The 22,846-nt window shown below is 72.2% G+C and carries 21 protein-coding genes and 1 pseudogene; 13 read left to right on the top strand and 9 right to left on the bottom strand.

What is annotated here, in order from left to right; all coding sequences use genetic code 11:
- Positions 1-17: 17 nt before the first annotated feature.
- Positions 18-3,599 carry a cobaltochelatase subunit CobN gene (gene cobN / locus AMYTH_RS0136860; protein WP_027934421.1) on the top strand — a complete coding sequence of 1,194 codons (3,582 nt, stop codon included), beginning with the start codon at positions 18-20 and terminating at the stop codon, positions 3,597-3,599.
- The gene (locus tag AMYTH_RS0136855) at positions 3,596-4,354 is read left to right on the top strand and encodes a LamB/YcsF family protein (RefSeq protein WP_027934420.1); all 759 of its coding nucleotides are present in this window, start codon (positions 3,596-3,598) and stop codon (positions 4,352-4,354) included. The genes cobN and AMYTH_RS0136855 overlap by 4 nt, the downstream gene beginning before the upstream one ends.
- A 221-nt stretch (positions 4,355-4,575) precedes the next feature.
- On the opposite strand, the gene AMYTH_RS0136850 is transcribed toward AMYTH_RS0136855, so the two are convergent.
- Together AMYTH_RS0136850 and AMYTH_RS0136845 are read right to left on the bottom strand one after the other, a co-directional pair.
- Positions 4,576-5,811, bottom strand: coding sequence for a cytochrome P450 (locus AMYTH_RS0136850; protein WP_027934419.1), 1,236 nt, complete (start codon positions 5,809-5,811; stop codon positions 4,576-4,578).
- Positions 5,811-6,557 carry an alpha/beta fold hydrolase gene (locus tag AMYTH_RS0136845; protein ID WP_027934418.1) on the bottom strand — a complete coding sequence of 249 codons (747 nt, stop codon included), beginning with the start codon at positions 6,555-6,557 and terminating at the stop codon, positions 5,811-5,813. The genes AMYTH_RS0136850 and AMYTH_RS0136845 overlap by 1 nt, the downstream gene beginning before the upstream one ends.
- Positions 6,558-6,643: 86 nt before the next feature.
- On the opposite strand from AMYTH_RS0136845, the gene AMYTH_RS0136840 reads away from it, so the two are divergent.
- Positions 6,644-7,069 (top strand): hypothetical protein, encoded by a 426-nt coding sequence (locus tag AMYTH_RS0136840; RefSeq protein WP_027934417.1) that lies wholly within the window; start codon positions 6,644-6,646, stop codon positions 7,067-7,069.
- A gap of 93 nt (positions 7,070-7,162) precedes the next feature.
- Positions 7,163-7,261: pseudogene (locus AMYTH_RS50635) on the top strand (IS5/IS1182 family transposase); the annotation flags it as partial.
- Positions 7,262-7,352: 91 nt separating this feature from the next.
- Here AMYTH_RS50635 and AMYTH_RS0136835 read toward each other — a convergent pair.
- Genes AMYTH_RS0136835 through AMYTH_RS0136820 form a run of 4 tightly spaced genes read right to left on the bottom strand, consistent with a single transcriptional unit; the run spans position 7,353 to position 9,810 of the window.
- Positions 7,353-7,577: a hypothetical protein gene (locus tag AMYTH_RS0136835; protein WP_017984429.1), complete on the bottom strand. Its 225-nt coding sequence runs from the start codon at positions 7,575-7,577 to the stop codon at positions 7,353-7,355.
- Entirely contained in the window at positions 7,577-7,801 is a 225-nt protein-coding gene (locus AMYTH_RS0136830) for a non-oxidative hydroxyarylic acid decarboxylases subunit D (protein WP_026153429.1), read from the bottom strand. The genes AMYTH_RS0136835 and AMYTH_RS0136830 overlap by 1 nt, the downstream gene beginning before the upstream one ends.
- A 10-nt stretch (positions 7,802-7,811) precedes the next feature.
- Positions 7,812-9,233: a non-oxidative hydroxyarylic acid decarboxylases subunit C gene (locus tag AMYTH_RS0136825; protein ID WP_027934416.1), complete on the bottom strand. Its 1,422-nt coding sequence runs from the start codon at positions 9,231-9,233 to the stop codon at positions 7,812-7,814.
- 10 nt (positions 9,234-9,243) lie between these two features.
- Complete coding sequence (locus AMYTH_RS0136820; RefSeq protein WP_027934415.1) at positions 9,244-9,810, bottom strand: non-oxidative hydroxyarylic acid decarboxylases subunit B; 567 nt, start codon at positions 9,808-9,810, stop codon at positions 9,244-9,246.
- A 57-nt stretch (positions 9,811-9,867) separates the two neighbouring features.
- Here AMYTH_RS0136820 and AMYTH_RS0136815 point away from each other — a divergent pair, with 57 nt between their 5' ends.
- Both AMYTH_RS0136815 and AMYTH_RS0136810 read left to right on the top strand, forming a co-directional pair.
- Positions 9,868-10,281, top strand: coding sequence for a MarR family winged helix-turn-helix transcriptional regulator (locus AMYTH_RS0136815; protein ID WP_027934414.1), 414 nt, complete (start codon positions 9,868-9,870; stop codon positions 10,279-10,281).
- Between the two features lie 15 nt (positions 10,282-10,296).
- Positions 10,297-11,283, top strand: a complete 987-nt coding sequence (locus AMYTH_RS0136810; protein WP_027934413.1) for a hypothetical protein — start codon at positions 10,297-10,299, stop codon at positions 11,281-11,283.
- A 28-nt stretch (positions 11,284-11,311) separates the two neighbouring features.
- Here the strand turns inward: AMYTH_RS0136810 and AMYTH_RS0136805 are convergent, their stop codons facing one another.
- Positions 11,312-11,563 (bottom strand): hypothetical protein, encoded by a 252-nt coding sequence (locus tag AMYTH_RS0136805; RefSeq protein WP_027934412.1) that lies wholly within the window; start codon positions 11,561-11,563, stop codon positions 11,312-11,314.
- 157 nt (positions 11,564-11,720) lie between these two features.
- Here AMYTH_RS0136805 and AMYTH_RS0136800 point away from each other — a divergent pair, with 157 nt between their 5' ends.
- The 4 genes from AMYTH_RS0136800 to AMYTH_RS46375 all read left to right on the top strand — a co-directional run bounded on the left by AMYTH_RS0136800 (position 11,721) and on the right by AMYTH_RS46375 (position 18,075).
- Positions 11,721-14,072 carry a Tex family protein gene (locus tag AMYTH_RS0136800; protein ID WP_027934411.1) on the top strand — a complete coding sequence of 784 codons (2,352 nt, stop codon included), beginning with the start codon at positions 11,721-11,723 and terminating at the stop codon, positions 14,070-14,072.
- A gap of 28 nt (positions 14,073-14,100) precedes the next feature.
- Positions 14,101-14,544, top strand: a complete 444-nt coding sequence (locus AMYTH_RS0136795; RefSeq protein ID WP_027934410.1) for a DUF6401 family natural product biosynthesis protein — start codon at positions 14,101-14,103, stop codon at positions 14,542-14,544.
- A gap of 85 nt (positions 14,545-14,629) precedes the next feature.
- A complete protein-coding gene (locus AMYTH_RS0136790) occupies positions 14,630-17,464 on the top strand; it encodes an AfsR/SARP family transcriptional regulator (RefSeq protein ID WP_027934409.1) in 2,835 nt (944 codons plus the stop codon).
- Complete coding sequence (locus tag AMYTH_RS46375) at positions 17,461-18,075, top strand: SDR family oxidoreductase (protein WP_051362927.1); 615 nt, start codon at positions 17,461-17,463, stop codon at positions 18,073-18,075. Before AMYTH_RS0136790 ends, AMYTH_RS46375 begins: the two co-directional genes overlap by 4 nt.
- Here the strand turns inward: AMYTH_RS46375 and AMYTH_RS0136780 are convergent.
- Entirely contained in the window at positions 18,069-18,530 is a 462-nt protein-coding gene (locus AMYTH_RS0136780) for an Lrp/AsnC family transcriptional regulator (protein ID WP_027934408.1), read from the bottom strand. The genes AMYTH_RS46375 and AMYTH_RS0136780 overlap by 7 nt on opposite strands.
- A 79-nt stretch (positions 18,531-18,609) precedes the next feature.
- On the opposite strand from AMYTH_RS0136780, the gene AMYTH_RS0136775 reads away from it, so the two are divergent.
- On the top strand, positions 18,610-19,617 hold the full coding sequence (locus AMYTH_RS0136775) for a Glu/Leu/Phe/Val dehydrogenase dimerization domain-containing protein (protein WP_037322959.1): 1,008 nt from the start codon (positions 18,610-18,612) through the stop codon (positions 19,615-19,617).
- Between the two features lie 847 nt (positions 19,618-20,464).
- Here AMYTH_RS0136775 and AMYTH_RS0136770 read toward each other — a convergent pair.
- A complete protein-coding gene (locus AMYTH_RS0136770; protein WP_027934406.1) occupies positions 20,465-20,845 on the bottom strand; it encodes a winged helix-turn-helix transcriptional regulator in 381 nt (126 codons plus the stop codon).
- 56 nt (positions 20,846-20,901) lie between these two features.
- Here AMYTH_RS0136770 and AMYTH_RS0136765 point away from each other — a divergent pair, with 56 nt between their 5' ends.
- Entirely contained in the window at positions 20,902-21,522 is a 621-nt protein-coding gene (locus AMYTH_RS0136765) for an NAD(P)-dependent oxidoreductase (RefSeq protein ID WP_027934405.1), read from the top strand.
- A 444-nt stretch (positions 21,523-21,966) separates the two neighbouring features.
- Positions 21,967-22,533 carry an NADPH-dependent FMN reductase gene (locus tag AMYTH_RS0136760; RefSeq protein WP_037322957.1) on the top strand — a complete coding sequence of 189 codons (567 nt, stop codon included), beginning with the start codon at positions 21,967-21,969 and terminating at the stop codon, positions 22,531-22,533.
- Positions 22,534-22,846: the final 313 nt, after the last annotated feature.

The raw sequence follows: 22,846 nt of genomic DNA, 5'->3' as shown, positions 1-22,846 counted from the left end.
ACCTAGGAGGGAACCGCGTGATCCTGCTGCTGTCCACTTCGGACACCGACCTGCTCAGCGCCCGGACCAGTGAGGCCGGTTACACCCTGGCCAACCCGGCCCGGCTCGACCTGGCCGAGCTGCCCGGCCTGCTGGCGGACGCCGACGTCGTCGTGGTCCGCATCCTGGGATCCGCGCGGACGTGGCAGGAGGGCCTGGACACCGTCCGGGCGAGCGGGAAGCACGTGGTGGTCCTGGGCGGCGAGCAGACGCCGGACGCCGAGCTGATGGCGTTGTCCACCGTGCCGGCAGGCATCGCCACCGAGGCGCACGCCTACCTCGCGCAGGGCGGGCCGGACAACCTCACCCAGCTGCACCGGTTCCTCTCCGACACGCTGCTGCTCACCGGCGACGGCTTCGAACCGCCCGCCGAGCAGCCGGCGTGGGGTGTGCTGGAGCGCACGCCCCACCGCACCGACGGCCCGGTGGTGGCGATCCTCTACTACCGCGCGCACCACCTGTCCGGGAACACCCGGTTCGTCGAGGCGCTGGCCGAGGCGGTCGAGGACGCGGGCGGGCAGGCCCTGCCGATCTACTGCGCTTCGCTGCGCTCGCGCGAGCCGGAGATGATGGCCGAACTGCGCAAGGCCGACGCGCTGCTGGTCACGGTGCTCGCCGCGGGCGGCACCCGGCCGTCCGAGGTGGGCGCCGGTGGCGACGACGAGGCGTGGGACGTCGCCGAGCTGGCCGCGCTGGACGTGCCGACGTTGCAGGCGCTGTGTCTGACCAGCGACCGCGCGACCTGGGAGGACAACGACGACGGCCTGTCCCCGCTGGACGCGGGCAACCAGATGGCGGTGCCCGAGTTCGACGGCCGCCTGATCACGGTGCCGTTCTCGTTCAAGGAGATCGACGACGACGGGTTGCCGCACTACGTGCCGGACCCGGAGCGCGCCGCGCGGGTCGCGGGCATCGCGCTCGCGCACGCCCGCCTGCGGCACACCCCGCCGGAACAGCGCAAGATCGTGCTGATGCTGTCGGCGTACCCGACGAAGCACTCGCGGGTCGGCAACGCGGTGGGCCTGGACACCCCGGCCTCGGCGATCGAGCTGCTGCGCCGCATGCGCGCGCAGGGCTACGACCTGGGCGACGAGCCGTTCCCCGGTGTGGAGCCGACCGGCACCGACCAGCCGGACGGCGACGCGCTCATCCACGCCCTGATCGCCGCGGGCGGCCAGGACCCGGAGTGGCTGACCGAGGAGCAGCTGTCCGGCAACCCGATCCGCGTGCCGGCCGCGCGGTACCGCGAGTGGTTCGCCGCGCTGCCCGAGGACCTGCGTGCCGAGATCGAGGAGCACTGGGGCCCGCCGCCGGGCGACCTCTACGTCGACCGATCGTCCAATCCGGACGGTGACATCGTGCTGGCCTCGCTGCGGGCAGGCAACGTCGTGCTGATGATCCAGCCGCCGCGCGGGTTCGGCGAGAACCCGGTGGCGATCTACCACAACCCGGACCTGCCGCCGAGCCACCACTACCTCGCCTGTTACCGCTGGATCGAGGAGGAGTTCGGCGCGCACGCGGTGGTCCACCTGGGCAAGCACGGGTCGCTGGAGTGGCTGCCGGGCAAGAACGCCGGCCTGTCCGCGTCCTGCGGGCCGGACGCGGTGCTGGGAAACCTGCCGCTGATCTACCCGTTCCTGATCAACGACCCGGGCGAGGGCGCGCAGGCGAAGCGGCGCGCGCACGCCACGATCGTCGACCACCTGATCCCGCCGATGGCGCGTGCGGAGAGCTACGGCGACCTGGCCCGGCTGGAGCAGCTGCTCGACGAGCACGCGAACATCGCGGCGATGGACCCGGCGAAGCTGCCCGCGATCCGCCAGCAGATCTGGACGTTGATCCAGGCCGCCAAGCTGGACCACGACCTGGGCGTGGCGGAACGGCCGCACGACGCCGAGTTCGACGACTTCCTGCTGCACATCGACGGCTGGCTGTGCGAGGTGAAGGACGCGCAGATCCGCGACGGGCTGCACGTCCTCGGCGCGGCGCCGGCCGGCGAGGCGCGGGTGAACCTGGTGCTGGCGATGCTGCGGGCGCAGCAGATGTGGGGCGGTCAGGCCGGCGCGGTGCCCGGCCTGCGGTCCGTGCTGGGGCTCACCGACGGCGCGCCGACGTCCGAAGTGGACGCGATCGAGGCGTCGGCGCGTGCGCTGGTCGAGGCGATGGAGAAGCGGGACTGGGCTCCGTCGGCGGTCGCGGAGGTGGCTCCCGATCCCGAGGTCGCGCGGGTGCTGACGTTCGCGGCCACCGAGATCGTGCCGCGGCTGGCCGGGACGTCGGCGGAGATCGACTCGGTGCTGCACGCCCTGGACGGCGGGTACATCGCCGCCGGGCCGAGCGGTTCGCCGCTGCGCGGGCTGGTCAACGTGCTGCCGACCGGGCGCAACTTCTACACCGTGGACCCGAAGGCGATCCCGAGCCGCCTGGCGTGGGAGACCGGGCAGGCGCTCGCGGAGTCGCTGCTGCGCCGCTACCGCGAGGACACCGGCGAGTGGCCGAAGTCGGTCGGCCTGTCGGTGTGGGGCACCTCGGCGATGCGCACCTCCGGCGACGACGCGGCGGAGGTGCTGGCGTTGCTGGGGGTGCAGCCGGTGTGGGACGACGCGTCCCGCCGGGTGACCGGGCTGGAGCCGATCCCGCTCGCCGAACTCGGCCGCCCGCGCATCGACGTGACCGTGCGGATCAGCGGGTTCTTCCGGGACGCGTTCCCGCACGTGGTGGCACTGCTGGACGACGCGGTGCGGCTGGCGGCGTCGCTGGACGAGCCCGCATCGGACAACTTCGTGCGCGCGCACGTGCAGGCCGACCTGGCCGCGCACGGCGACGAGCGCCGGGCGACGACGCGGATCTTCGGCTCCAAGCCGGGCGCGTACGGCGCGGGAATCCTGCCGTTGCTGGACTCGGGCAACTGGCGGGACGACGCCGATCTGGCCGAGGTGTACGCGACGTGGGGCGGGTACGCCTACGGGCGGGGCCTGGACGGCGTCGAGGCGCGGCCGGACATGGAGAGCGCGTATCGGCGCATCGAGGTGGCGGCCAAGAACACCGACACGCGTGAGCACGACATCGCCGACTCGGACGACTACTTCCAGTACCACGGCGGCATGATCGCGTTCACCCGCGCGCTGACCGGCACGGCTCCCGCGTCCTACGTGGGCGATTCGACGAGTCCGGACGCGGTGCGGACGCGGTCGCTGTCCGAGGAGACGGCCCGCGTGTTCCGCGCCAGGGTGGTCAACCCGCGCTGGATCGCGGCGATGCGCAAGCACGGCTACAAGGGCGCGTTCGAGCTCGCGGCCACTGTGGACTACCTGTTCGGCTTCGACGCCACCGCCGGGGTCGTGCAGGACTGGATGTACGAGAAACTGTCCCAGTCGTATGTCCTCGACCAGCAGAACCAGGAGTTCCTCGCGAAGGCCAACCCGTGGGCGCTGCGCGGCATCATCGAGCGGCTCACCGAGGCCGCCGACCGCGGCCTGTGGGCGGAGCCGGACCCGGAGCTGCTGGGACAGTTGCGCGAGGTGTACCTGCGGACCGAAGGTGAGCTGGAGGGCGAGTGACCGGGGTGGACCTGAACGCGGATCTCGGTGAGGGGTTCGGGATCTGGCACCTCACCGAGGACGACGCGCTGCTGGAGATCGTCTCGAGCGCGAACGTGGCGTGTGGTTTCCACGCGGGAGACCCGAGCGTGCTGCGGCGCGTGACGGCTTCCGCGGCCGCGCGGGGGGTGACTGTCGGGGCGCAGGTGGCGTACCGGGACCTGGCCGGTTTCGGGCGGCGGTTCATGGACGTGCCGCCGGACGAACTGGCGAACGACGTGCTGTACCAGATCGGCGCGCTGAACGCGTTCGCGAAGGCGGCAGGCACCCGGGTGGGGTACGTGAAGCCGCACGGCGCGCTCTACAACGCGATCGTCTCGAACGCGGAGCAGGCCGCGGCGGTGGTCGAGGCGGTGCGGATGTTCGACCCGTCGCTGCCGGTGCTGGGGTTGCCGGGTTCGGAGTGGTTGCGGCAGGCGGAAAAGGCCGGGTTGCGCCCGGTGCGCGAAGCGTTCGCCGACCGGGCCTACACGCCCTCCGGAACGCTGGTCTCGCGCCGAGAGCCGGGCGCGGTGATCCACGACGCCGACGAGGTGGTGCGGCGGTGCGTGCGGATGGCTGTCGAGGGCGTGATCACGGCGATCGACGGCTCCGAGGTGAAGGTGGAGCCGCAGTCGATCTGCCTGCACGGGGACACCCCCGGCGCGGTGGAGATCGGCCGCCGCGTGCGGGCGGCGCTAGTGGAGGCCGGGGTTTCCGTTCGTTCGTTTGCGTAGCCGCAAGCCGGCAACGAAAAGCAACAACCCCACGAGCCACTCCTCTCCCGCAACCCGATCCCCAGCCAAATCGGTTGCCGAGCCACCGGGTCAAGGCACGCTTTCCCGCCTTGACGCGGTGTCTCGGCAACCGAACAATTCGAGATCGGGTTCGGAAGGGGCTTCTTTCATCCGGGCGTAGCGAAGCGAAGCCCGGCGCCTGAAAAACCCGCGTAGCGCCATCACCAAGCCAACGGCAAATGCGTCACCCCGTTGATGAAGTTCGACGTCAACCGCCGCACCTCGCCGTCCAGGCGCACCTCCGGCAGCATCGTCAGGAACTCCCGGAAGAACACCCGCATCTGCAACCGCCCGAAGTGCGCGCCCAGGCAGAGGTGCGGCCCCTGTCCGAACGCCAGGTGGTCGTTCGGCGTCCGCGACACGTCGAACCGGTGCGGGTCCGGGAACTGCCGCTCGTCGTAGTGCGCCGACGCGAAGTACACGACGACCTTGTCCCCGGCGGCGATCCGCTGCCCGCCCAGCTCGGTGTCGACAGCCGCCGTGCGGCGGAACGTCAGCACCGGCGGGTGCCACCGCAGCATCTCCTCCACCGCCGAGGGCAGCAGCGACGGATCGGCCCGCAACCGCCGGTACTCGCCCGGGTTCTGCACCAGCGCCAGCACCCCGCCGGGCAACGCGCTGCGCACCGTGTCGTTCCCGGCGATCACCATGAGGAAGAAGAACATCCGCAACTCGGCGTCGTCCAGCGACCTTCCGTCCACAGTGGCCTGGACGAGTGCCGTCATCAGGTCGTCCGCCGGGTCCCGCCGCTTCGCCTCGGCCAGTTCCTGCGCGTAGTCGAACATGTCGGCCAGCAGCGCGGGCGAGCGCGGGTTGAGCGGTTTGCCGTCCGGGCCGCGCACGACCTCGGCGTGCTCCGGGTCCTGGTAGCCGATGACGCGGTTGGTCCACTTCAGCAGCAACCCGCGGTCCCGTGGCGGCACCCCGATCAGGTCCGCCAGGTTCAGCAGTGGGAAGTCGTCGGTCACCTCGACCGGCAGATCGCACCGGCCGCGCGGCACCACCGCCCCGATGAGGGCGCGGGCCCGCTCGGCGATCTGCTCCGCCGAGCGTTCCAGCCGCCGCCGCGTGAACACCGCGGCCACGATGCGGCGCAACCGGTTGTGCTCCGGCGGGTCCATGTTGAGGATCATGCGCCGGATGAACGTGAGGTCGTCCGGCTCGGGGTCGCGGATCTGCGTCGCCCCGAGCCAGGACGAGAACACCTCCGGCGTGCGCAGCACGTGCTTCACGTCGGCGTACCGCGTCACCGCCCAGTAGCCGGGACCGGACGGCCAGTCCAGCACCTCGTGTTCCTCTTGCCACGCGACCGGTTCGGTGTCGCGCAGGCGGCGCAGCTCGTCGTGCGGCACGCCGCGGGCGAACACCCTCGGGTCGAAAACGTCCACATCGGACATCAGTGCTCGTCCAGGAAGACCTCGATCATGTTGGCCACGGTCACCGGCACCTCGTCTGCCGCGTAGTGCCCGGCGTCGGGCAGCACCTCCAGCTCCAGCTTCGGGTACCACTGCCCGAACGTCGCGAGCATGACGTCTTCGCTGAGAGCCGGGTCGTGCTCGCCGACGACGACCTTGATCGGCACCTCGTTGCCCGCGATCCGCTCCGAGAAGTCGGTCTTCGCCCAGGCCTCCAGGTAGGCGCCGAACGCGGCCCTGTCGGAGTTCTCCAGCGAGTGCAGGACCATGCCGTCGAGCCACGAGTCTGGGTGGCGGCCGCCGGTGGTGAAGTCGATGATCGCGCGGCGGCTCGACGGGTCCTCGGCGGCGCTGCTGAACAGGCCCCAGGTGTCCGCGTCCATCGGCACCCCGCTCGCGGGCACCGGGGAGATCCCGAACAGCGACCGGACGCGGCCGGGCGCCTCGGCGAGGATGTACTGCATGACGCTGCCGCCCATCGAGTGCCCGACGAGGGAGAACCGGTCGATGCCCAGTTCGTCGGCGAGCAGCAGCACGTCCCCGGCCGCCTCCGCGATGGTGTACGTGCCCGCCTCGTCCTTGCGCGTACCGTAGCCGCGGAAGTCGGGGAAGTAGTAGCTGAACCGGTCGGCGTCGAGGTGCGGGGTGAGCTCCTCCCACGCCTTCGACGACCCGAACCACCCGTGCAGCACGAGAACGACGTGCTCGCCGGTGCCGACCCGCTCCATGTGCGCCCTCCAAGTCCTCGCTGACCCCTGCTGAGGCGAGCTTGGCACAGTCGCGGCGGGTTGGCACGGACGAGCAGAATGATCTCGTGAACTCCCTGCTCACCCGGCTGCCCGAGTGGCTGACCACGGTCCCCTACGACGGCTCCCGGATCCCCGGCTCACCCGGCGACCCGGCGGCGGGCGCGAACTGCCAGGTCTACGCCTACGCGGTGCTCCGGCACTTCGGGCTCGCCGCGCCGGACCTGCGGTCACGGGAACTGTGGCACGACACGGCCTCGACCAGCCCGGTGGCCGAGCCGGCGCCGCTGGACCTGGCGCTGTTCAACCGGACCGCGGACCCGTTCGGCGCGCACCTGGGCGTCTGGACGGACGACGACCGCGTCCTGCACCTGTGCACGGAGATCGGCACGCCGGCAGTGTGGACGCTGACGCAGTTCGCGGCCCGCGAGCGCTACCGCACGCTGATCGGCTTCAAACGCTGCCACCCCGCCGCTGCCCGCGACCAGGCCTAGGCGATGGTGGAGGGCATCATCTACCGGTATCGGTGCGGGATCTCGGTGGACTCCGCCATCGCCCGTGCGAATCAGCACGCCACCAACATCCCCCGCCACACAGGGGCATCGTCGAACTACACGAAACCCGGGAGCGAGCCGCCTGACCACGCGCTGGGCAGCCCCCGTGGCGGACTGTCGACCAAGATTCATGAGCTCGTGGCGGGACGGGCTCCTCCGGGCGGGCCGGTCCGCCCTCGTCCGCGGTCGGCATAACGAGCCGGGCGGGCTCGCGCATCGCCAGCTACACCGACCGGTGAAACGTGAACGGCCACTGCGCCACCGGCCGCGCCACCAGGTCCGCCGGCGGCTCCGGCAGCCGCCCGGCGCCGCGCGCGATCACCACCACCCGGTCCTGCCCGCCGAGGTAGACGTCGGCCGGCCCGGGCACGTTCTCGACCACCCAGCGCGCCAGCGCGTCACGCCCGCCGGGCACCGCGCGCGCCTCCCACATCAGCGTGTCCGCCATCAGCGCACCCGCAGCGGCGGCACGGCGGGCACCTCGGGCGCGTTGTCGATGTCCGCCTGGGTCATCCGGAACTCCTCCGGGTAGTGCTCCCGGCTCGTGCGCCGCGGCGGCTCCGTCGTCCGCCAGGTGTAGAGGCACCGCCGGCACTGCAGCACCTCCCACACCCCGGCGACCGGCGAGTCCGCCAGCTTCTCCACGACCTCGAACTCACAACGTGGGCACATCGGATTCTCCTTACCGCGCCAGCATTCCCTGCAACTTGGTCAGCCAGGCGGCGGCCTCGGGCAGGTCGCGCACCGGCTGGCTGTAGTGACCGCGGTCGTCGGGCGCCACCGGGGTGGTCGCGTCGATGATCATCTTGTTCGTGATGCCGGCCGGCTGCGAGCCGGGATCCAGCTCCAGCACCGGCAGGTTCGGGATGTTCACCAGGTCGCCGGCCGGGTTGACCTTGGTGGACAGCGCCCACATCACCTGCGGCAGGTTGAACGGGTCGACGTCCTCGTCGACCATGATCACCGTCTTGACGTACCCGAGCCCGTGCGGCGTGGTCATCGCCCGCATCCCGACGGCCTTCGCGAACCCGCCGTAGCGCTTCTTCGTCGAGATGATCGCCAGCAGCCCGTGCGTGTACATGGCGTTGACCGCCTGCACCTCCGGGAACGCTTCCTTGAGCTGCTGGTAGATCGGCACGCAGGTGTTCGCCGCCATCAGGAAGTCGATCTCGGTCCACGGCATGCCGAGGTACAGCGACTCGAACACCGGGTTCGTCCGGTGGTGGATGCGGTCGACGCGCACCACGGTCATGTTCCGGCCGCCCGAGTAGTGGCCGGTGAACTCGCCGAACGGCCCCTCGATCTCGCGCTTGCGGCCCTCGATGACGCCTTCCAGGATCACCTCCGAGCCCCACGGCACGTCGAGCCCGGTCAGCGGCGCGGTCGCGATCGGGGCCGGGGCGCCGCGCAGGGCGCCGGCCATCTCGTACTCGCTCTGGTCGTAGGCCATCGGCGTGGCCGCGACGATCGAGATCACCGGCTCGTTGCCCAGCGCGATCGCGACCGGCAGGTCCTCGCCGTTCTCCTCGGCCTTGGCCAGGTGCAGCGCGATGTCGTGCATCGGCACCGGCTGCAGCCCCAGCTTGGCGCGGCCCTTGACCTGCATCCGGTACACCCCGACGTTCTGCTTGCCGAAGTGGTCCGGGTCCGCCGGGTCGCGGGACACGACCGCGGCCTTGTCCAGGTAGAACCCGCCGTCGCCGTCGTTGAGCCGGAACAGCGGCAGCACCCGGAACAGGTCGACGTCGTCACCTTCGAGCACGTTCTCCGCCCACGGCGGGTTCGCGCGCCGCTCGGGCGGCACCGGGAAGTCCTCCCAGCGCCGGATGAACTCGGCGACCTGGTCCTTGATCCCGGTCTGCGGCGGCAGTCCCATCGCGAGCGCGTGGTTGGCCCACGAGCCGTGCACGTTGAGCGCGATCCGGGCGTCGGTGAAGCCGGTGACGTTGTCGAAGTACAGCGCGGGCGCCTTGTCGCCGAGGCGCGGGGCGGCGTTGGCGGCGGCGCCGAGGTCGGGTTCGGGCGCGACCTCCTCGGTGATCCGCAGCAGCTGCCCGTGTTCGTCCAATGTGTCCAGGAACGAGCGGAAGTCGTCGTAGGGCACGGGTTTCCTCCTATCGGTGCAGGCCGGACCAGCGGCGGGCGCGGGGCGCGGGCAGGTCGAACTGGTCCAGCACGCGGGCGACGACGTGGTCGACGATGTCGTCCACGGAGTCCGGGTGGTTGTAGAAGGCGGGCATCGGCGGCACGACGCGCACGCCCATCCGCGCCAGCGCGAGCAGGTTCTCCAGGTGGATCTCGCTCAGCGGCGTCTCGCGCGGCACCAGGACGAGCTTGCGCCGTTCCTTGAGCACGACGTCGGCCGCGCGGCCGACCAGCCCGTCGGCGTACCCGGCGCGGATCCCGGCGACCGTCTTCATGCTGCACGGGACGACGACCATGCCGTCGGTGCGGAACGAGCCGGACGAGATCGGCGCGGCCTGATCCCCCGCGCCGTGCACGACGTCGGCGAGCTTGCCGACTTCCCGTGCGGTGTAAGGGGTTTCCAGCTCGATGGTGGTGCGGGCCCAGCGGGAGAGCACCAGGTGGGTCTCGACATCGGGCAGGTCGCGCAGCGCTTCGAGCAGGCGGACGCCGAAGGGTGCGCCTGTCGCCCCGGTCATGCCGACGATCAGCCGCATCGCACGCTCCCTGTTAGTTCGTATACGAACCTTTCGTACGCACACTAACATGCCCCCATGACCGCTGTCGACGAAGCCGTGTTCCACGTCATGCGCCGCGCCCTGCAGGAGCACGGCGCCCGCTGGCAGGCGGAGCTGCCCGCGCTGACGAAGCCGCAGTACGCGGTCCTGAAGGCGATCGCCGACGGCGACGACGTGGACCAGGCGAGCGCGGGCCAGCAGGCGGCGATCGACAAGGCGACGCTGGCGAACCTGATGCTGCGGCTGGAACAGCGCGGCCTGATCACCCGCACGATCGGCACCGACCGGCGCCGCCGCATCCTGCGCCTGACCAGCGCGGGCGAAGCCGCCCTGCGCGAGGCCGACCCGGTCGCGCGCGAGGTGGACGAGTCGATGCTGAGCCGGCTGAACGCCGCGGAGCGCGCCGAACTGCACCGGCTCCTGCTGAAGCTCAGCCCGCCGCCGGCGTGACCGTAAGGTGTGCGCGTGACCGTCGCCCGCCTCGTCGCCACCCTCGCCGCCCCGCTGCCCCCGTCCGGCGCCGACGCTCCTGAACTGGTGCACGGGCTGCTCGTGCAGCGCGGCGACACCGAACTGGTCGCGCTGGATCCCGGCGAGGGCCGCGAGGTGCGCTTCCCGGCTCCGTGGCCACGCGGTCTCGGCACCGCGACCCTGTCCCCGCACGGCGATTTCGCGGTGTTCGCCGGGCTGCACGCGGTACGCGCGGTCGATCCGGCCGGTGACATCCGCTGGGAGATGCGGCACGCGTGCTGGGGCGGCTGCGACGTGCCGCACGCGTCGGCTGCCGAGTACCTCGACGACGAGGACCACGAGTACCCGGACCACGGATCGGCCGCGGTGTCCGGCGACAGCAAGCTCGTCTGGGCCCACGTCCGCGAACCGGACGGCGAGGCGTGGCTCGTGCTGGACGCGGTCGACGGCCGGGTGCTCGGCCGCGCGGAGACCGGCACCGTGGCCTCCGGCTCGTTCCACACCGCGCACCCGGATCCCACCCGGATGCACCTGAGCATCGGCGAGGGCGAGGAGGGTTCACCCGTCCTGTCCGGCCGGTGGGACGGGCGGTTGTCGGTGACGAAGGTCGACGACGAGCTGGTCGCGCTCGCGGTGAGCCCGTCCGGCCTGCTGCTCACCGTCGACGTCACCCAGGAGACCCTGTCGCTGCACGACGAGGACGGCTCGGTGCTGCGCGAGCTGGACGCGACGGGCACCCTCCCGCCGGGAGCCGGCAGCCGCGTCTACTGGGACCTGGAGGCGGCGTTCGCCGACGAGAGCACGGTCATCGTCGCCGGCGCGGGCAACCGCCCGGCCCGTCACTGGCTCCTGCGCGACCTGACACCGCGCGGCGAGGTCACCTACCCGTTCCCCGTCGCGGGCCCGCCGCGCCCGGCGGGCGACGGCGCCTGGTACACGGTGGCCGAGGACGGCGCGTCGGTCCACCTCTGGGCGTTCTAGCCCAGGCTCGGCACCGCGCGGACGCCTCTCAGGGGCACTCCTCCTCCGCGTCGTTGTTCTGCCACCGCATCGCCGCGTGCAGGGCCGCGATCAGCCGTTCGTCGTCGGACACGCTCGGCTCGTTGCCCAGCGGGATCCAGCGCTGGCACACCTCGCGGCCGTCCTCGTACCCGGTCAGCAGCATCCCCGGGTACGACAACGTCACCGGCTCGCCGTCCGGCCCGTCCACGTCGACCCGCCGGCGGTGCATCGCCACCCGCACCTGCCGCTTCCCGCCCATCCGCACCTGCCCACCTCGACCCCGGTATCCCGAGGTCGCGGCCGGGCCCCCGTTGGTTACCGCGCCGATCCTCCCGATTCGGCAACGGCGGGCACCCCTTCCGTGCCGCGCCGGGGGCGGCGCAGGCAGAATTGGCCCCCGCAACCGCGAGCAGGGAGTGATCAGCATCGTGACAGTGGCCGTGCAGTCGATCGAGCAGAAGATCGCCGAGGAGCTCGGCGTCCGCGAAGGGCAGGTCAAGGCCGCCGTGGACCTGCTCGACGGCGGGGCGACCGTGCCGTTCATCGCGCGGTACCGCAAGGAGGTGACCGGCGCGCTGGACGACGCCCAGCTGCGCACGCTGGAGGACCGGCTGCGTTACCTGCGGGAGCTCGACGAGCGCCGGGCCGCGATCCTCGAGTCGATCGACAGCCAGGGCAAGCTCACCGAGGAGCTGGCGGAGGCGATCCGCGCCGCGGACACCAAGGCCCGACTGGAGGACATCTACCTCCCCTACAAGCCGAAGCGGCGCACGAAGGCGCAGATCGCCCGCGAGGCCGGCTTGGAGCCGCTGGCCGACGGCCTGTTGACCGACCCGAACACCGACCCGCAGGCCGCCGCGGCCGTGTTCGTCGACCGCGAGAAGGGCGTCGCGGACGCGCAGGCCGCCCTCGACGGGGCCCGCGCGATCCTGGTCGAGCGCTTCGGCGAGGACGCCGACCTGATCGGCGAGCTGCGCGAGAAGATGTGGTCGGAGGGCTACTTCTCGTCGAAGGTCCGCCAGGGCAAGGAGACCGAGGGCGCGAAGTTCGCCGACTACTTCGACTTCGCCGAGCCGTTCACGAAGATGCCCTCGCACCGGGTGCTGGCGATGCTGCGCGGCGAGAAGGAGGAGGTCCTCGACCTCACCGTCGAGCCGGAGGAACCCAGCGACGAGCCGAAGGTGGGCCCGTCGGACTACGAACGCCGCATCGCGCAGCGCTTCGGCATCACGAACGAGGGCCGCCCGGCCGACAAGTGGCTGCAGGACACCGTGCGGTGGGCCTGGCGCACCAAGATTCTCCTGCACCTCGGCATCGACCTGCGGATGCGGCTGCGGCAGAAGGCCGAGGAGGACGCGGTGAACGTGTTCGCCGCGAACCTGCGCGACCTGCTGCTGGCCGCGCCTGCCGGCACCCGCGCCACGATGGGCCTGGACCCGGGCTTCCGCACCGGCGTGAAGGTGGCGGTCGTCGACGGGACCGGCAAGGTCGTCAACACCCACACGATCTACCCGCACCAGCCGCAGAACCGCTGGGACCAGTCGATCGACGAGCTGGCCAAGCTCTGCGCCGCCCACTCGGTGGACCTGATCGCGATCGGCAACGGCACCGCGTCCCGGGAGACCGACAAGCTCGCCGTCGAGCTGATCAAGCGGCACCCCGAGCTGAAGCTGACCAAGGCGGTCGTCTCCGAGGCGGGTGCGTCGGTGTACTCGGCGTCCGCGTTCGCCTCGCAGGAGCTGCCCGAGCTGGACGTCTCGCTGCGCGGCGCGGTCTCGATCGCGCGGCGCCTGCAGGACCCGCTGGCCGAGCTGGTGAAAATCGACCCCAAGTCGATCGGCGTCGGGCAGTACCAGCACGACGTGTCCGAGGTGGCGCTGTCCCGTTCGCTGGACGCGGTGGTCGAGGACTGTGTGAACGCGGTCGGCGTGGACGTCAACACCGCGTCGACTCCGCTGCTGACCAGGGTCTCCGGCATTACCGCGGGCTTGGCCGAGAACATCGTCAACCACCGCGACACGCACGGCCCGTTCCGGTCGCGCTCGGCGCTGAAGGACGTCGCGCGGCTGGGCCCGAAGGCCTTCGAGCAGTGCGCCGGCTTCCTGCGGATCCGCGGCGGCGACGACCCGCTGGACTCCTCCAGCGTGCACCCCGAGGCCTACCCGGTCGTGCGGCGCATCCTGTCGAAGACCGGCATCGAACTGCGGGAGCTGATCGGCAACGAGCGGGTGCTGCGCAAGCTGCGCCCGGAGGACTTCGTCGACGAGACCTTCGGCCTGCCGACCGTCACCGACATCCTCGCCGAGCTGGAGAAACCCGGCCGCGACCCGCGCCCGGCGTTCAAGACCGCGACGTTCGCCGAGGGCGTGGAGAAGATCGGCGACCTCAAGCCGGGCATGCGGCTGGAGGGCGTCGTGACGAACGTGGCCGCGTTCGGCGCGTTCGTCGACATCGGGGTGCACCAGGACGGCCTGGTGCACGTGTCGGCGATGTCGAAGAACTTCGTCAAGGACCCGCGTGAGGTAGTCAAACCGGGTGACATCGTCAAGGTGAAGGTGCTCGAGGTGGACATCCCGCGCAAGCGGATCTCGCTGACCCTCCGCCTGGACGACGAGGTCGGCGGCGGCCGTGCCAAACCCGCTGGTGGCGGCGGTGGCGAGCGCCGTGGCGGGCAGCCGCGCAAGGGCGGTCAGCCGAAGCGGCGCGAGCCCGCCGGCGGCGGCGGTTCGATGGCCGACGCTCTCCGGAAGGCCGGATACGGTCGCTAAAACGCCGTTCAGGGTTCATCATCGAGGGGTGCAGTGGGCCGACTCCCTGGCAGATCGATCCGCGCGGCGGTGGCTGCGCGGGATCGCCGGGCGGCTCGACTCCGGCTGGCAGGCGCTGGCCGGAGACCCCTCGGTGTGGCGGGCGTTCGACAGGCACCTGACCGCGGTCGACGACGCGGTGCGGTGCGAGCAGGACATGGTCCCGCGCCAGGAGCCGGTGAGCAGGCTCGTCCTGCTGGCCGGTCACGCGCACGACGTGTGGACCGAGGCGGCGGAGCTGGACTGGCAGCCGCCCGCGGATCCCGGCGGCTGGACCGACCGGGAGTGGACGGGGCTGCGCCTGCTTGCCTGCCTCCGTCTCGCGGCTGACGAGCCGCGCGGCCCGAAGCTGCCCGCCGCCGCGGAATTCGCCCGGAGCCGCCCGGCCGGAACCGGTGAACAAGTGAACAATCGGCGCGAATACTTCCGCTGAAATTCGGAAAAAGCCGCCGAACGGCACTGGTGAATCGTTGACGGGCTTGCCTAGTATCGGATTTCCTTTTTTCCGGTCGGGGGCGATGCCGTTGGTGTTCTTCCGCATCCTGGGACCGCTCGAAGCGGAGGCCAGGGGCCGACGCGTGCCACTCGGCGGCCCGAAACCGCGCCTGCTGCTGGCCGCCCTGCTGCTCCAGCCCGGAGTCGTGGTGTCCGCCGACGCGCTGACCGACGTGCTGTGGCCGGGGCGCGCGCCGCGGTCGGCCGCCGCGAACCTGCGCACCTACGTGCACGGCCTGCGCCGCGTGCTCGGCGACCGCATCGAAAGCGGCCCAGGCGGGTACCAGCTGCACGCCGGACCGGACGAGCTGGACGCGACGCTCGCCGAACGACTCGTGGCACGGGCCCGCGCCGAAGAGGCACCGGCGCTGCTCGACCAGGCGGCCGCGCTGTGGCGCGGCGAGGTGCTGGAAGACCTGCCGCACCACCACACCTGGTCGCCGGCCGTCGCGCGGCTGAGCGAGCTGCGGTTGTCGGTGCAGGAGGAACGGTTGCGGCGCCACGTGTCGGCCGGGCGGCACGCCGAGGCGATCGTCGAACTGCGTGGCCTGCTGGCCGAACACCCGTTGCGGGAGGAGCTGTGGCGGCTGCTCGTCGTCGCGCTGGGCGCGAGCGGGCGGCAGGGCGAGGCGCTGGCCGCGTACGCCGAGGCCGAGCGCGTGTTGCGTGCGGAGCTGGACGCCGAGCCGGGCGTCCGCCTGCGGCAGGCGGTGGCCGAGCTGGACACGCCGGCGCCGGTGTGTCAGCTGCCCTTGGATCTACCCGACTTCACCGGCCGCGAGACCGGACTCGCGGAGCTGACCGGGTTGCTGGACGGCGAACACCCCGCCGTCGTGGTGCTGTCCGGTCCGCCCGGCGCGGGGAAGTCGGCGCTGGCCGTGCACGCCGCCCACGCCGTGCGCGACCGCTACCCCGACGGCCAGCTGTACGTGGACCTGCGCGGCACTTCGGACTCGCCGCGGCGGCCGCTGGACGTGCTGGCCGAACTGCTGCATGCGCTCGGCGTGCCGGACGCCGGGATCCCCCGTGGGCTCGGCGAACGGGCCGCGTTGCTGCGGTCGCGCCTGGCCGGGCGGCGGGTGTGCGTGGTCCTCGACGACGCGGGCAGCGCCGCGCAGGTGCGACCGTTGCTGCCCGGCGCGGGCGCGGCCGCGGTGCTGGTGACCAGCCGGGGCAGGCTGCCCGACCTCACCGTCGCCCGGCACGTCGACGTCGGCGTGCTGACCGCCGCGGAGGCCACGCGGCTGCTGGCCCGGATCGCCGGGGCGGGCCGGGTGGCGGCCGAACCCGAGGCGGCGGCCGGGATCGTCGAGGCGTGCGGACGGTTGCCGCTGGCGATCCGCATCGCCGGCGCACGGCTTTCGCAACGTCGCGAGTGGACACTCCGCACGCTAGCCGTCCGGTTGGCCGACGAGCGCCGTCGCCTGGACGAGCTGCGCGTCGGCGACCTCGCGGTGCGCGCGAGCCTCGCGTTGAGCCACGACCAGCTGCCCGGCAGCTGTGCGCGGGCGTTCCGCGCGCTGGGCGGGCTCGGGCCGCTGCCGTTCCCCGGCTGGGTGGTCGGGGCGCTGCTCGGGCGGGAGCACGCGGACGACGTGCTGGACGCGCTGGTCGACGCGCACCTGGTGGAGCTGGTCGGCGACCAGCCGCGGTACCGGCTGCACGACCTGGTGCGCTGCTACGCACGGGAACTCGGGGAGCCGGATCCGGACGGGGTCCGCCGCGTGGTCGAGGGGTACCTCTCGCTCGCCACCGAGGCGGCGGAGCGGATGCCGGTCCGCTTCTTCGGCGCCGCGCCGGAGCCGAGGTCGGCGGACCTGTGGTGCCCGGACCGGTTCGACGATCCGGTGGCGTGGTTCGCGGGCGAGCGACCGGTGCCGCTCGTCGAGCTGGCGGTGGACCACGGTCTCGACGGGCTGGCGTGGCGGCTTGCGGCGGCATTCACCCCGTACTTCGACCTGCGCGGGCACCACGAGGACTGGCGGCGCACGCACGAACTGGCGCTGGGCGCGGCCGAGCGGGCAGGCGATCCACGCGGGCAGGCGCTGGTGCTGCGCAACCTCGGGCAGCTCGAGGTCTACCAGGACGACTACACCGCCGCGCGCGAGGCGTTCGAGCGGTCGCTGGCGTTGTTCCGGAGCATCGGCGACGACCAGGGCGCGGCCGTCGCGCTGGCCGGGTTGAGCACGATCCGGCGTGTCGCGGGCGAGCACGAGATGGCACTTTCGCACTGCCACGACGCGCTGGAGCTGTTCGTCCGCAGCGGCGACCGGCATGGCGAAGCGGTGGTGCGGATCGCGATCGGGTCGGTGTGGCTGGCGCGCGGCTGCCACGCGACGGCCGAACGCTGGTTCACCGACGCGCGCGAGGCGTGCGTCGAGATCGGTGACCGGCACCGCGAGGCGCACGCCCGGCACCGGATGGCGTTGCTGCACCAGCAACGCGGCCAACTCGGACGGGCCCGCGAGGAGCTGGACCGGGCGATCGCGATCTTCGGCGAGCTCGGCGACGACCACTGCGTCGGGTACGCGCACCAGAGCCTCGGCGAGCTGTGCCTGCGCAGCGGCGACCTCGCGCACGCGAAGCTCCTCCTGGTGAACTCGCTGTCGGTGCACCGGCGCGACGGCGACCGGCGGTCCGAGGCCGAGGCTGGGCAGCTCCTCGGCGAGTTGCACGAACGTCTCGGGCAGGTCCGCGAGGCGCACGGCCTGTTCCGGCGCTCACTGGAGATCTGGTCGGAGCTCGGCGCCGAAGAAGCGGCGGCCGCGCTGCGGGAACGGTTGAGTCACCACCCGTTGACCATGATCGCCGGCGGGTCCATCCTGGTTCCCTCCGAGAGAGCCGGGAGAGAGCCATGAGCACCTTCGTCGTGGTCGGCGGCGCCGGGCGGACGGGCCGCCGGATCACCGAACGGCTCGCGAACGGCGGGCACCGGGTGGTGGTGGCCGGCCGGAGTACGAAGCCTCCGCTGGACCTCACGGCGAAACCGGACCCGACGCTCTTCGCGGGCGCCGAGGGCGTGGTGATCGTCGCGGAGCCGCCGAAGGAACCGGACGCGGCGCAGGCCGCGATGCACGGCGGTGTCTCGGCGATCGCGGAAATCGCGGCGCGCGAGGACATCCCGGTGGTGCTGGTGTCCCAGATCTACCTGACGCGGCCGGCGGAGCACCCGGAGATGAGCGCGCGCATCGAGGCTCGCGCGCGGGGCGAGCAGGCGCTGCGGGAGAGCGGCGCGCAGTACACGATCGTCCGGCCGAGCTGGCTGCACGACCTGCCCGCGGGCGGGGTGCGCGTCGAGCAGGGCGACACCGGCGAGGGCCGGGTCTCCCGCGACGCGGTGGCCGACGCCGTCGTGGCCGCGTTGTTCGACCCGTCGGCGTCCGGCAAGACGTTCGAGCTGTACGACGACGAGGACTCACCGCGGCCGGACTGGCCGTCGGTGTTCGCCGCACTGCACCCCGATCAGTGACCGGGTAGCGGGTCCAGCACCTGCTTGCTGTGGTGCTGGTAGATGATCGACGTCCGGAACGTGACCATCTCCCTGCGGCTGGTGAACCGTTCGAGCAGGAACGCGTGCAGGTGGTCGATGTCCTGAGCGGTGACGTGCACGAGGAAGTCGTCGCTGCCCGCGATCGTGAAGACCGAGATGACCTCGGGCAGCTGGGCGAGCGAGCGTTCGAACGCGTCCACCACGTCGCGCGTCAGCGGCCGGATCTGCGCCGCGACGATCGCCTGCACGCCGCGGTTGAGGGCGCCGAGGTCGATGTCCGCGTGGTAGCCGCGGATCACGCCGCGCTTGCGCAGCAGGCGGATCCGTTCCAGGCAGGTGGACGGCGCGATGCCGACCTTGCGCGCGATGTCCCGGTTCGACTGCCGCGCATCCTCCTGCAGAAGCCGCACGATCGCCGAATCAAGTTCGTCCATGTTCGCAGCTCCGGTGGTCGTGCCGAATATCGTTCGGCGGCGGCGCTTCGTGGTTGTGCATCAGCCTAGCTTTTCGCGCATGGAGCATGAAGAGGTGAAAGTCCGGCGCGGTCCCCGCTCGGGGCTGCCGGTCGTCGTCGCGATCCACTCCCGCGCGCTCGGCCCCGCGGCCGGCGGCATCCGGCTGCGCCGGTATCCGGACTGGCGGGACGGCCTGGCCGACGCACTGCGCCTGTCGGAGGCGATGACCGCGAAGAACGCCGCCGCCGGCCTGGATTTCGGCGGCGGGAAGACGGTGATCGCGCTCGGACCGGACACCGAGCTGACGCCGTCGCTGCGGGAGGCGGCGCTGCTCGACACGGGCGAGCTGATCGAATCGTTCGAGGGCACGTACTTCGGTGGTCCGGACGTCGGGACGGGCCCGGACGACATGGTGGTGGTGCGGCGCTCGACGTCGCGGGTGTTCTGCCTGCCGCCGGAGCACGGCGGGACGGGTTCGTCGAGCATCCCGACCGCGTTGGGGGTGTTCGCCGCGCTGCGGGCCGGGGCGCGGCACGTGTTCGGCAGCGCCGATCTGACCGGCCGCACGGTCGTGATCAGCGGGCTGGGTTCGGTGGGCACGCTGGTGGCGCAGCACGTGGCGGCGGCGGGCGCGCGGGTTCTGGTGTCCGATGTGGACCCGGCGAAGCGCGCGTCCGGTTACGAGTGGGTGGATCCGGAGAAGGCGCTGCGCACGCCCGCGGACATCGTGGTGCCGGCGGCGGTGGGTGGCGTGCTGTCCGCGGAGCTGGTGCCCGAGCTGTCCGCGCCGCTGGTCGTCGGCCCGGCGAACAACCAGCTCACGTCCGAGGCGGTGGCGAACGAGCTGGCCGCGCGGGGGATCGTGTGGGTGCCGGACTTCATCGCCAGCGCGGGTGGCGCGGTGTACACGCTGCTGCGCGAGGTGGAGGGCGTGCCGCACGAGGAGGCGAACGCCCGCGTGGAGGCGATCGGCGCCACGGTGTCCGCAGTGCTGGATTCGGCGCGGGACAAGGGAACCACGCCGCTGCGGGAAGCGCGCGCCCGGGTGGCGGCCAGGCTGGCCTGAACACGGCGGCGCCGATCGGTCACGGTTGGTGGCAGATCAGCGCCGCCCCAGTTCGTTGCCCGCCCCGGCCGGCCGATTCACCGCAGCGCCGGCGGCGGCCCTTGTCCCGGAAGCGCCGCCCACATGCCCGACCACCGACCGGCCCACCCGCCGCAACACCCGCGGCGGCCCCTGCCCCGTGGAATCGCCACCCCCTGCCCACCACCGACCGGCCCATTCACCGCAGCACCCGCGGCGACCCCGCCCCCGGAAACACCACCCACCTGCCCCACCGCCAGCCGACCCAGTCACCGCAACACCCGCAGCGCCCCGGCCCCGAAATCGGCGCCCACCTGCCCGACCACCGGCCGTTCCATTCACCCCAGCACCCGCAGCGCCCCTGCCCCCGAAAACACCACCCACCTGCCCCACCGCCAGCCGACCCATCCACCCCAGCACCCGCAGCGCCCCTGCCCCCGAAAACACCACCCACCTGCCCCACCGCCAGCCGACCCATCCACCGCAACACCCGCGGCGGCCCCTGCCCCGAAATCGCCACTCGCCTACCCGCCACCGACCAGCCCACTAGCCGCAGTGCCGGCACCGCCCTTCCCTGGAATCGCCGCCCACCTGTCCGAACGCTGGCCGTCCCATTCACTCCAGGACTCGGGCGGCCCTACCCCCGAAAACGCCGCCACCCACCTGCCCGACCACCGGCCGGCCCACTCGCCGCAACACCCGCGGCAGCCCTGCCCCCAGAAATCACCACCCACCTGCCCGACCACCGGCCGGCCCACTCGCCGCAGCACCCGCGGCGGCCCTGCCCCGGAATCCAGCCGCCGCCCACCTGCTGGTCCACAACGGACAGTCAGCGTGCCTCGCGCAGCCGATTGTCGTAGGCCTCGCGCGCGTCGAGCAGTTCCTCCCAGTGCTCGCCGGCCCAGGCGCACACGACCTTCATGGGCTCCAGCAGGCTGCGGCCAAGGGGCGTGAGCTCGTACTCGACGCGCGGCGGTGTGCCGGGGTGGCTGGTGCGGCTGACGAGCCCGTCGCGTTCGAGGCCGCGCAGTGATTTGGTCAGTCCCTTCGGGGTGACGCGCCGCAGGGGCACCCGCAGTTCGGAGAAGCGCCGTGGACCGTGCTCGAGGCAGGCGATCACCAGCGGGGCCCACTTGTCGCCGAAACGGATCGGCGCCAGGCCCGACGGGCAGATCTCGTCGAACATGTCCGGTGGCAGGGGTTCGCGCATACTGCCACGGTAATCGGTATCCAGGAGGAAACCGGGACGCTGGCTACGGTCGCACCATGAGCAGAATCGTGATTTTCGGCGCCGGCGGGCGCGCGGGACAGCAGGCGGTCGCGGAGGCCGCGCGGCGCGGGCACGAGGTGACGGCGGTGGTGCGCGACCCGGCGAAGCACCGGGCGCCCGACGGGGTCGAACTGGTGGCCGGTGACGTCACGGACGCGGCTTCGGTGGCCGCGCTGGTGAAGGACCAGGACGCGGTGATCTCAGCGGCCGCGGTCTACGGAGCGGACACCGATCCGCACGCGTTCTTCACCTCGTCGGGACGCGCGCTGGCCGCTTCCGGCGCGGCGCGGGTGGTCGTCGTCGGTCTGTCGTCGCTGGCCCCGGATGCGACGGGCCGGCCCCTCCGGGATGCGCCCGGGTTCCCAGCGGAGTTCCGCCCGTTCACCGCCGCGCACGCGGCCGGGCTGGACCTGTTGCGCGCCAGTGATCTGGACTGGCTGTACGTGAGCCCCGCGGGAGACTTCGACCACGGCGGCGACCGCACCGGCAGGTACCGGGTGGCGGCCTCCGGCGACCCCGAGGCGCGCGTGTCCTACGCGGACTTCGCGATCGCCCTGGTCGACGAGGCGTCGAGCCCCCGGCACCGGCGGAAGCACCTGCTGATCACCGGCGCCTGACGGAACGCTCCTCGAGGTCAGGGGCCGGAGCGGTCGGGCACCTCCCGACCACCCGGCCCTTGGCCATCCCCACGCGGTCATGGGCCGCCACGACAACACCTGCGAACCACCGGCCACTGACCAACCTCCCCACGCCCAACGCGCCGGCGCAGCCAAGCGCCTGCTGACCACCCGCCCCTGCCTACCCCTCCCCACGGCCACGCCCCCGGTGCGGCAACACCTGCCGATCCCCCGGCCCCTGACCCGACGCCCCACAGGCCGGCACGGTCAAGCACCTGCCGACCCACCGGCGCCTGACCAACCTTCCCCACGGCCGGGTGCCGGTGTGGTCAAGCCCGCTGTCGTCGCCAGCCGCCGCCCCAGCAGCCCCAACTTTTCGCCGCACATAATCGCTGATCAGAAGCTCTTGACCTCTAGTAATGTCGAGGTTACATCCTGATCCGCATGGAACCTCTTGATGTTGCGGTGATCGTCGGAAGCACCCGGGACGGCCGGTTCGGCCCGGTGGTGGCGAAGTGGGTCGCCAGGCAGGCGTCCGAGCACGGCGAGTTCCGGGTCGACGTGATCGACCTGGCGGACGCGAACCTCCCTGCTGCCCTGTCCGGCCGGCCGACTCCCGAGGTGGCGGCCGTCAGCGAGCGCCTGGAGAAGGCGGACGCGTTCGTCGTGGTGACCCCGGAGTACAACCATAGCTACCCGGCATCGCTGAAGACGCTGCTGGACTGGCACGGCACGCAGTGGCAGGCGAAGCCGGTGGCGTTCGTGTCGTACGGCGGGTTGTCCGGTGGGTTGCGTGCGGTGGAGCACCTGCGCCCGGTCTTCGCCGAGCTGCACGCGGTGACCATCCGGGAGACGGTGAGCTTCCACAGCGCCTGGAGCCAGTTCGACGACCAGGGCGAGCTGATCAACCCTGACGGTCCGACGGCAGCGGCCAAGGCGCTGCTCGACCAGCTCGCTTGGTGGGCGCACTCGCTGCGAGACGCGCGGCGAGTCCGCCCGTACGCGAGCTGACCAAGGCCGACTCGTGACGGGGGCGGCTGGGGGTCGCCCCCGTCACGCTCGCGAGAACCACCTCCGCCGCCAGGCGTCCGGCACCCCGCCGTCCCATCTCGCCGGAGATCGCCAGCGCCCCTGCTTTTCGTCCGCTTGAACCTCTGGCTGCCTGATCTCCCCTGATGACCCGGTCCCGACTTCGGGGCAGCTCCGGCATCGGGGCCACCACGCGCCCGCCCGACGACCAGGACCACCGCGCGCCTGCCCGCCAACAGGATTACCGTGCCGGCCCCGCCACCGGAATCACCGCGGAACCCGCCCACCACGGAAA

This window comes from Amycolatopsis thermoflava N1165 (assembly GCF_000473265.1).
GTDB classification, from domain to species: Bacteria; Actinomycetota; Actinomycetes; order Mycobacteriales; family Pseudonocardiaceae; genus Amycolatopsis_E; species Amycolatopsis_E thermoflava.
The sequence above is the reverse complement of the archived record's forward strand: the minus strand, read 5'-3'. Positions and strand labels throughout refer to the sequence as shown.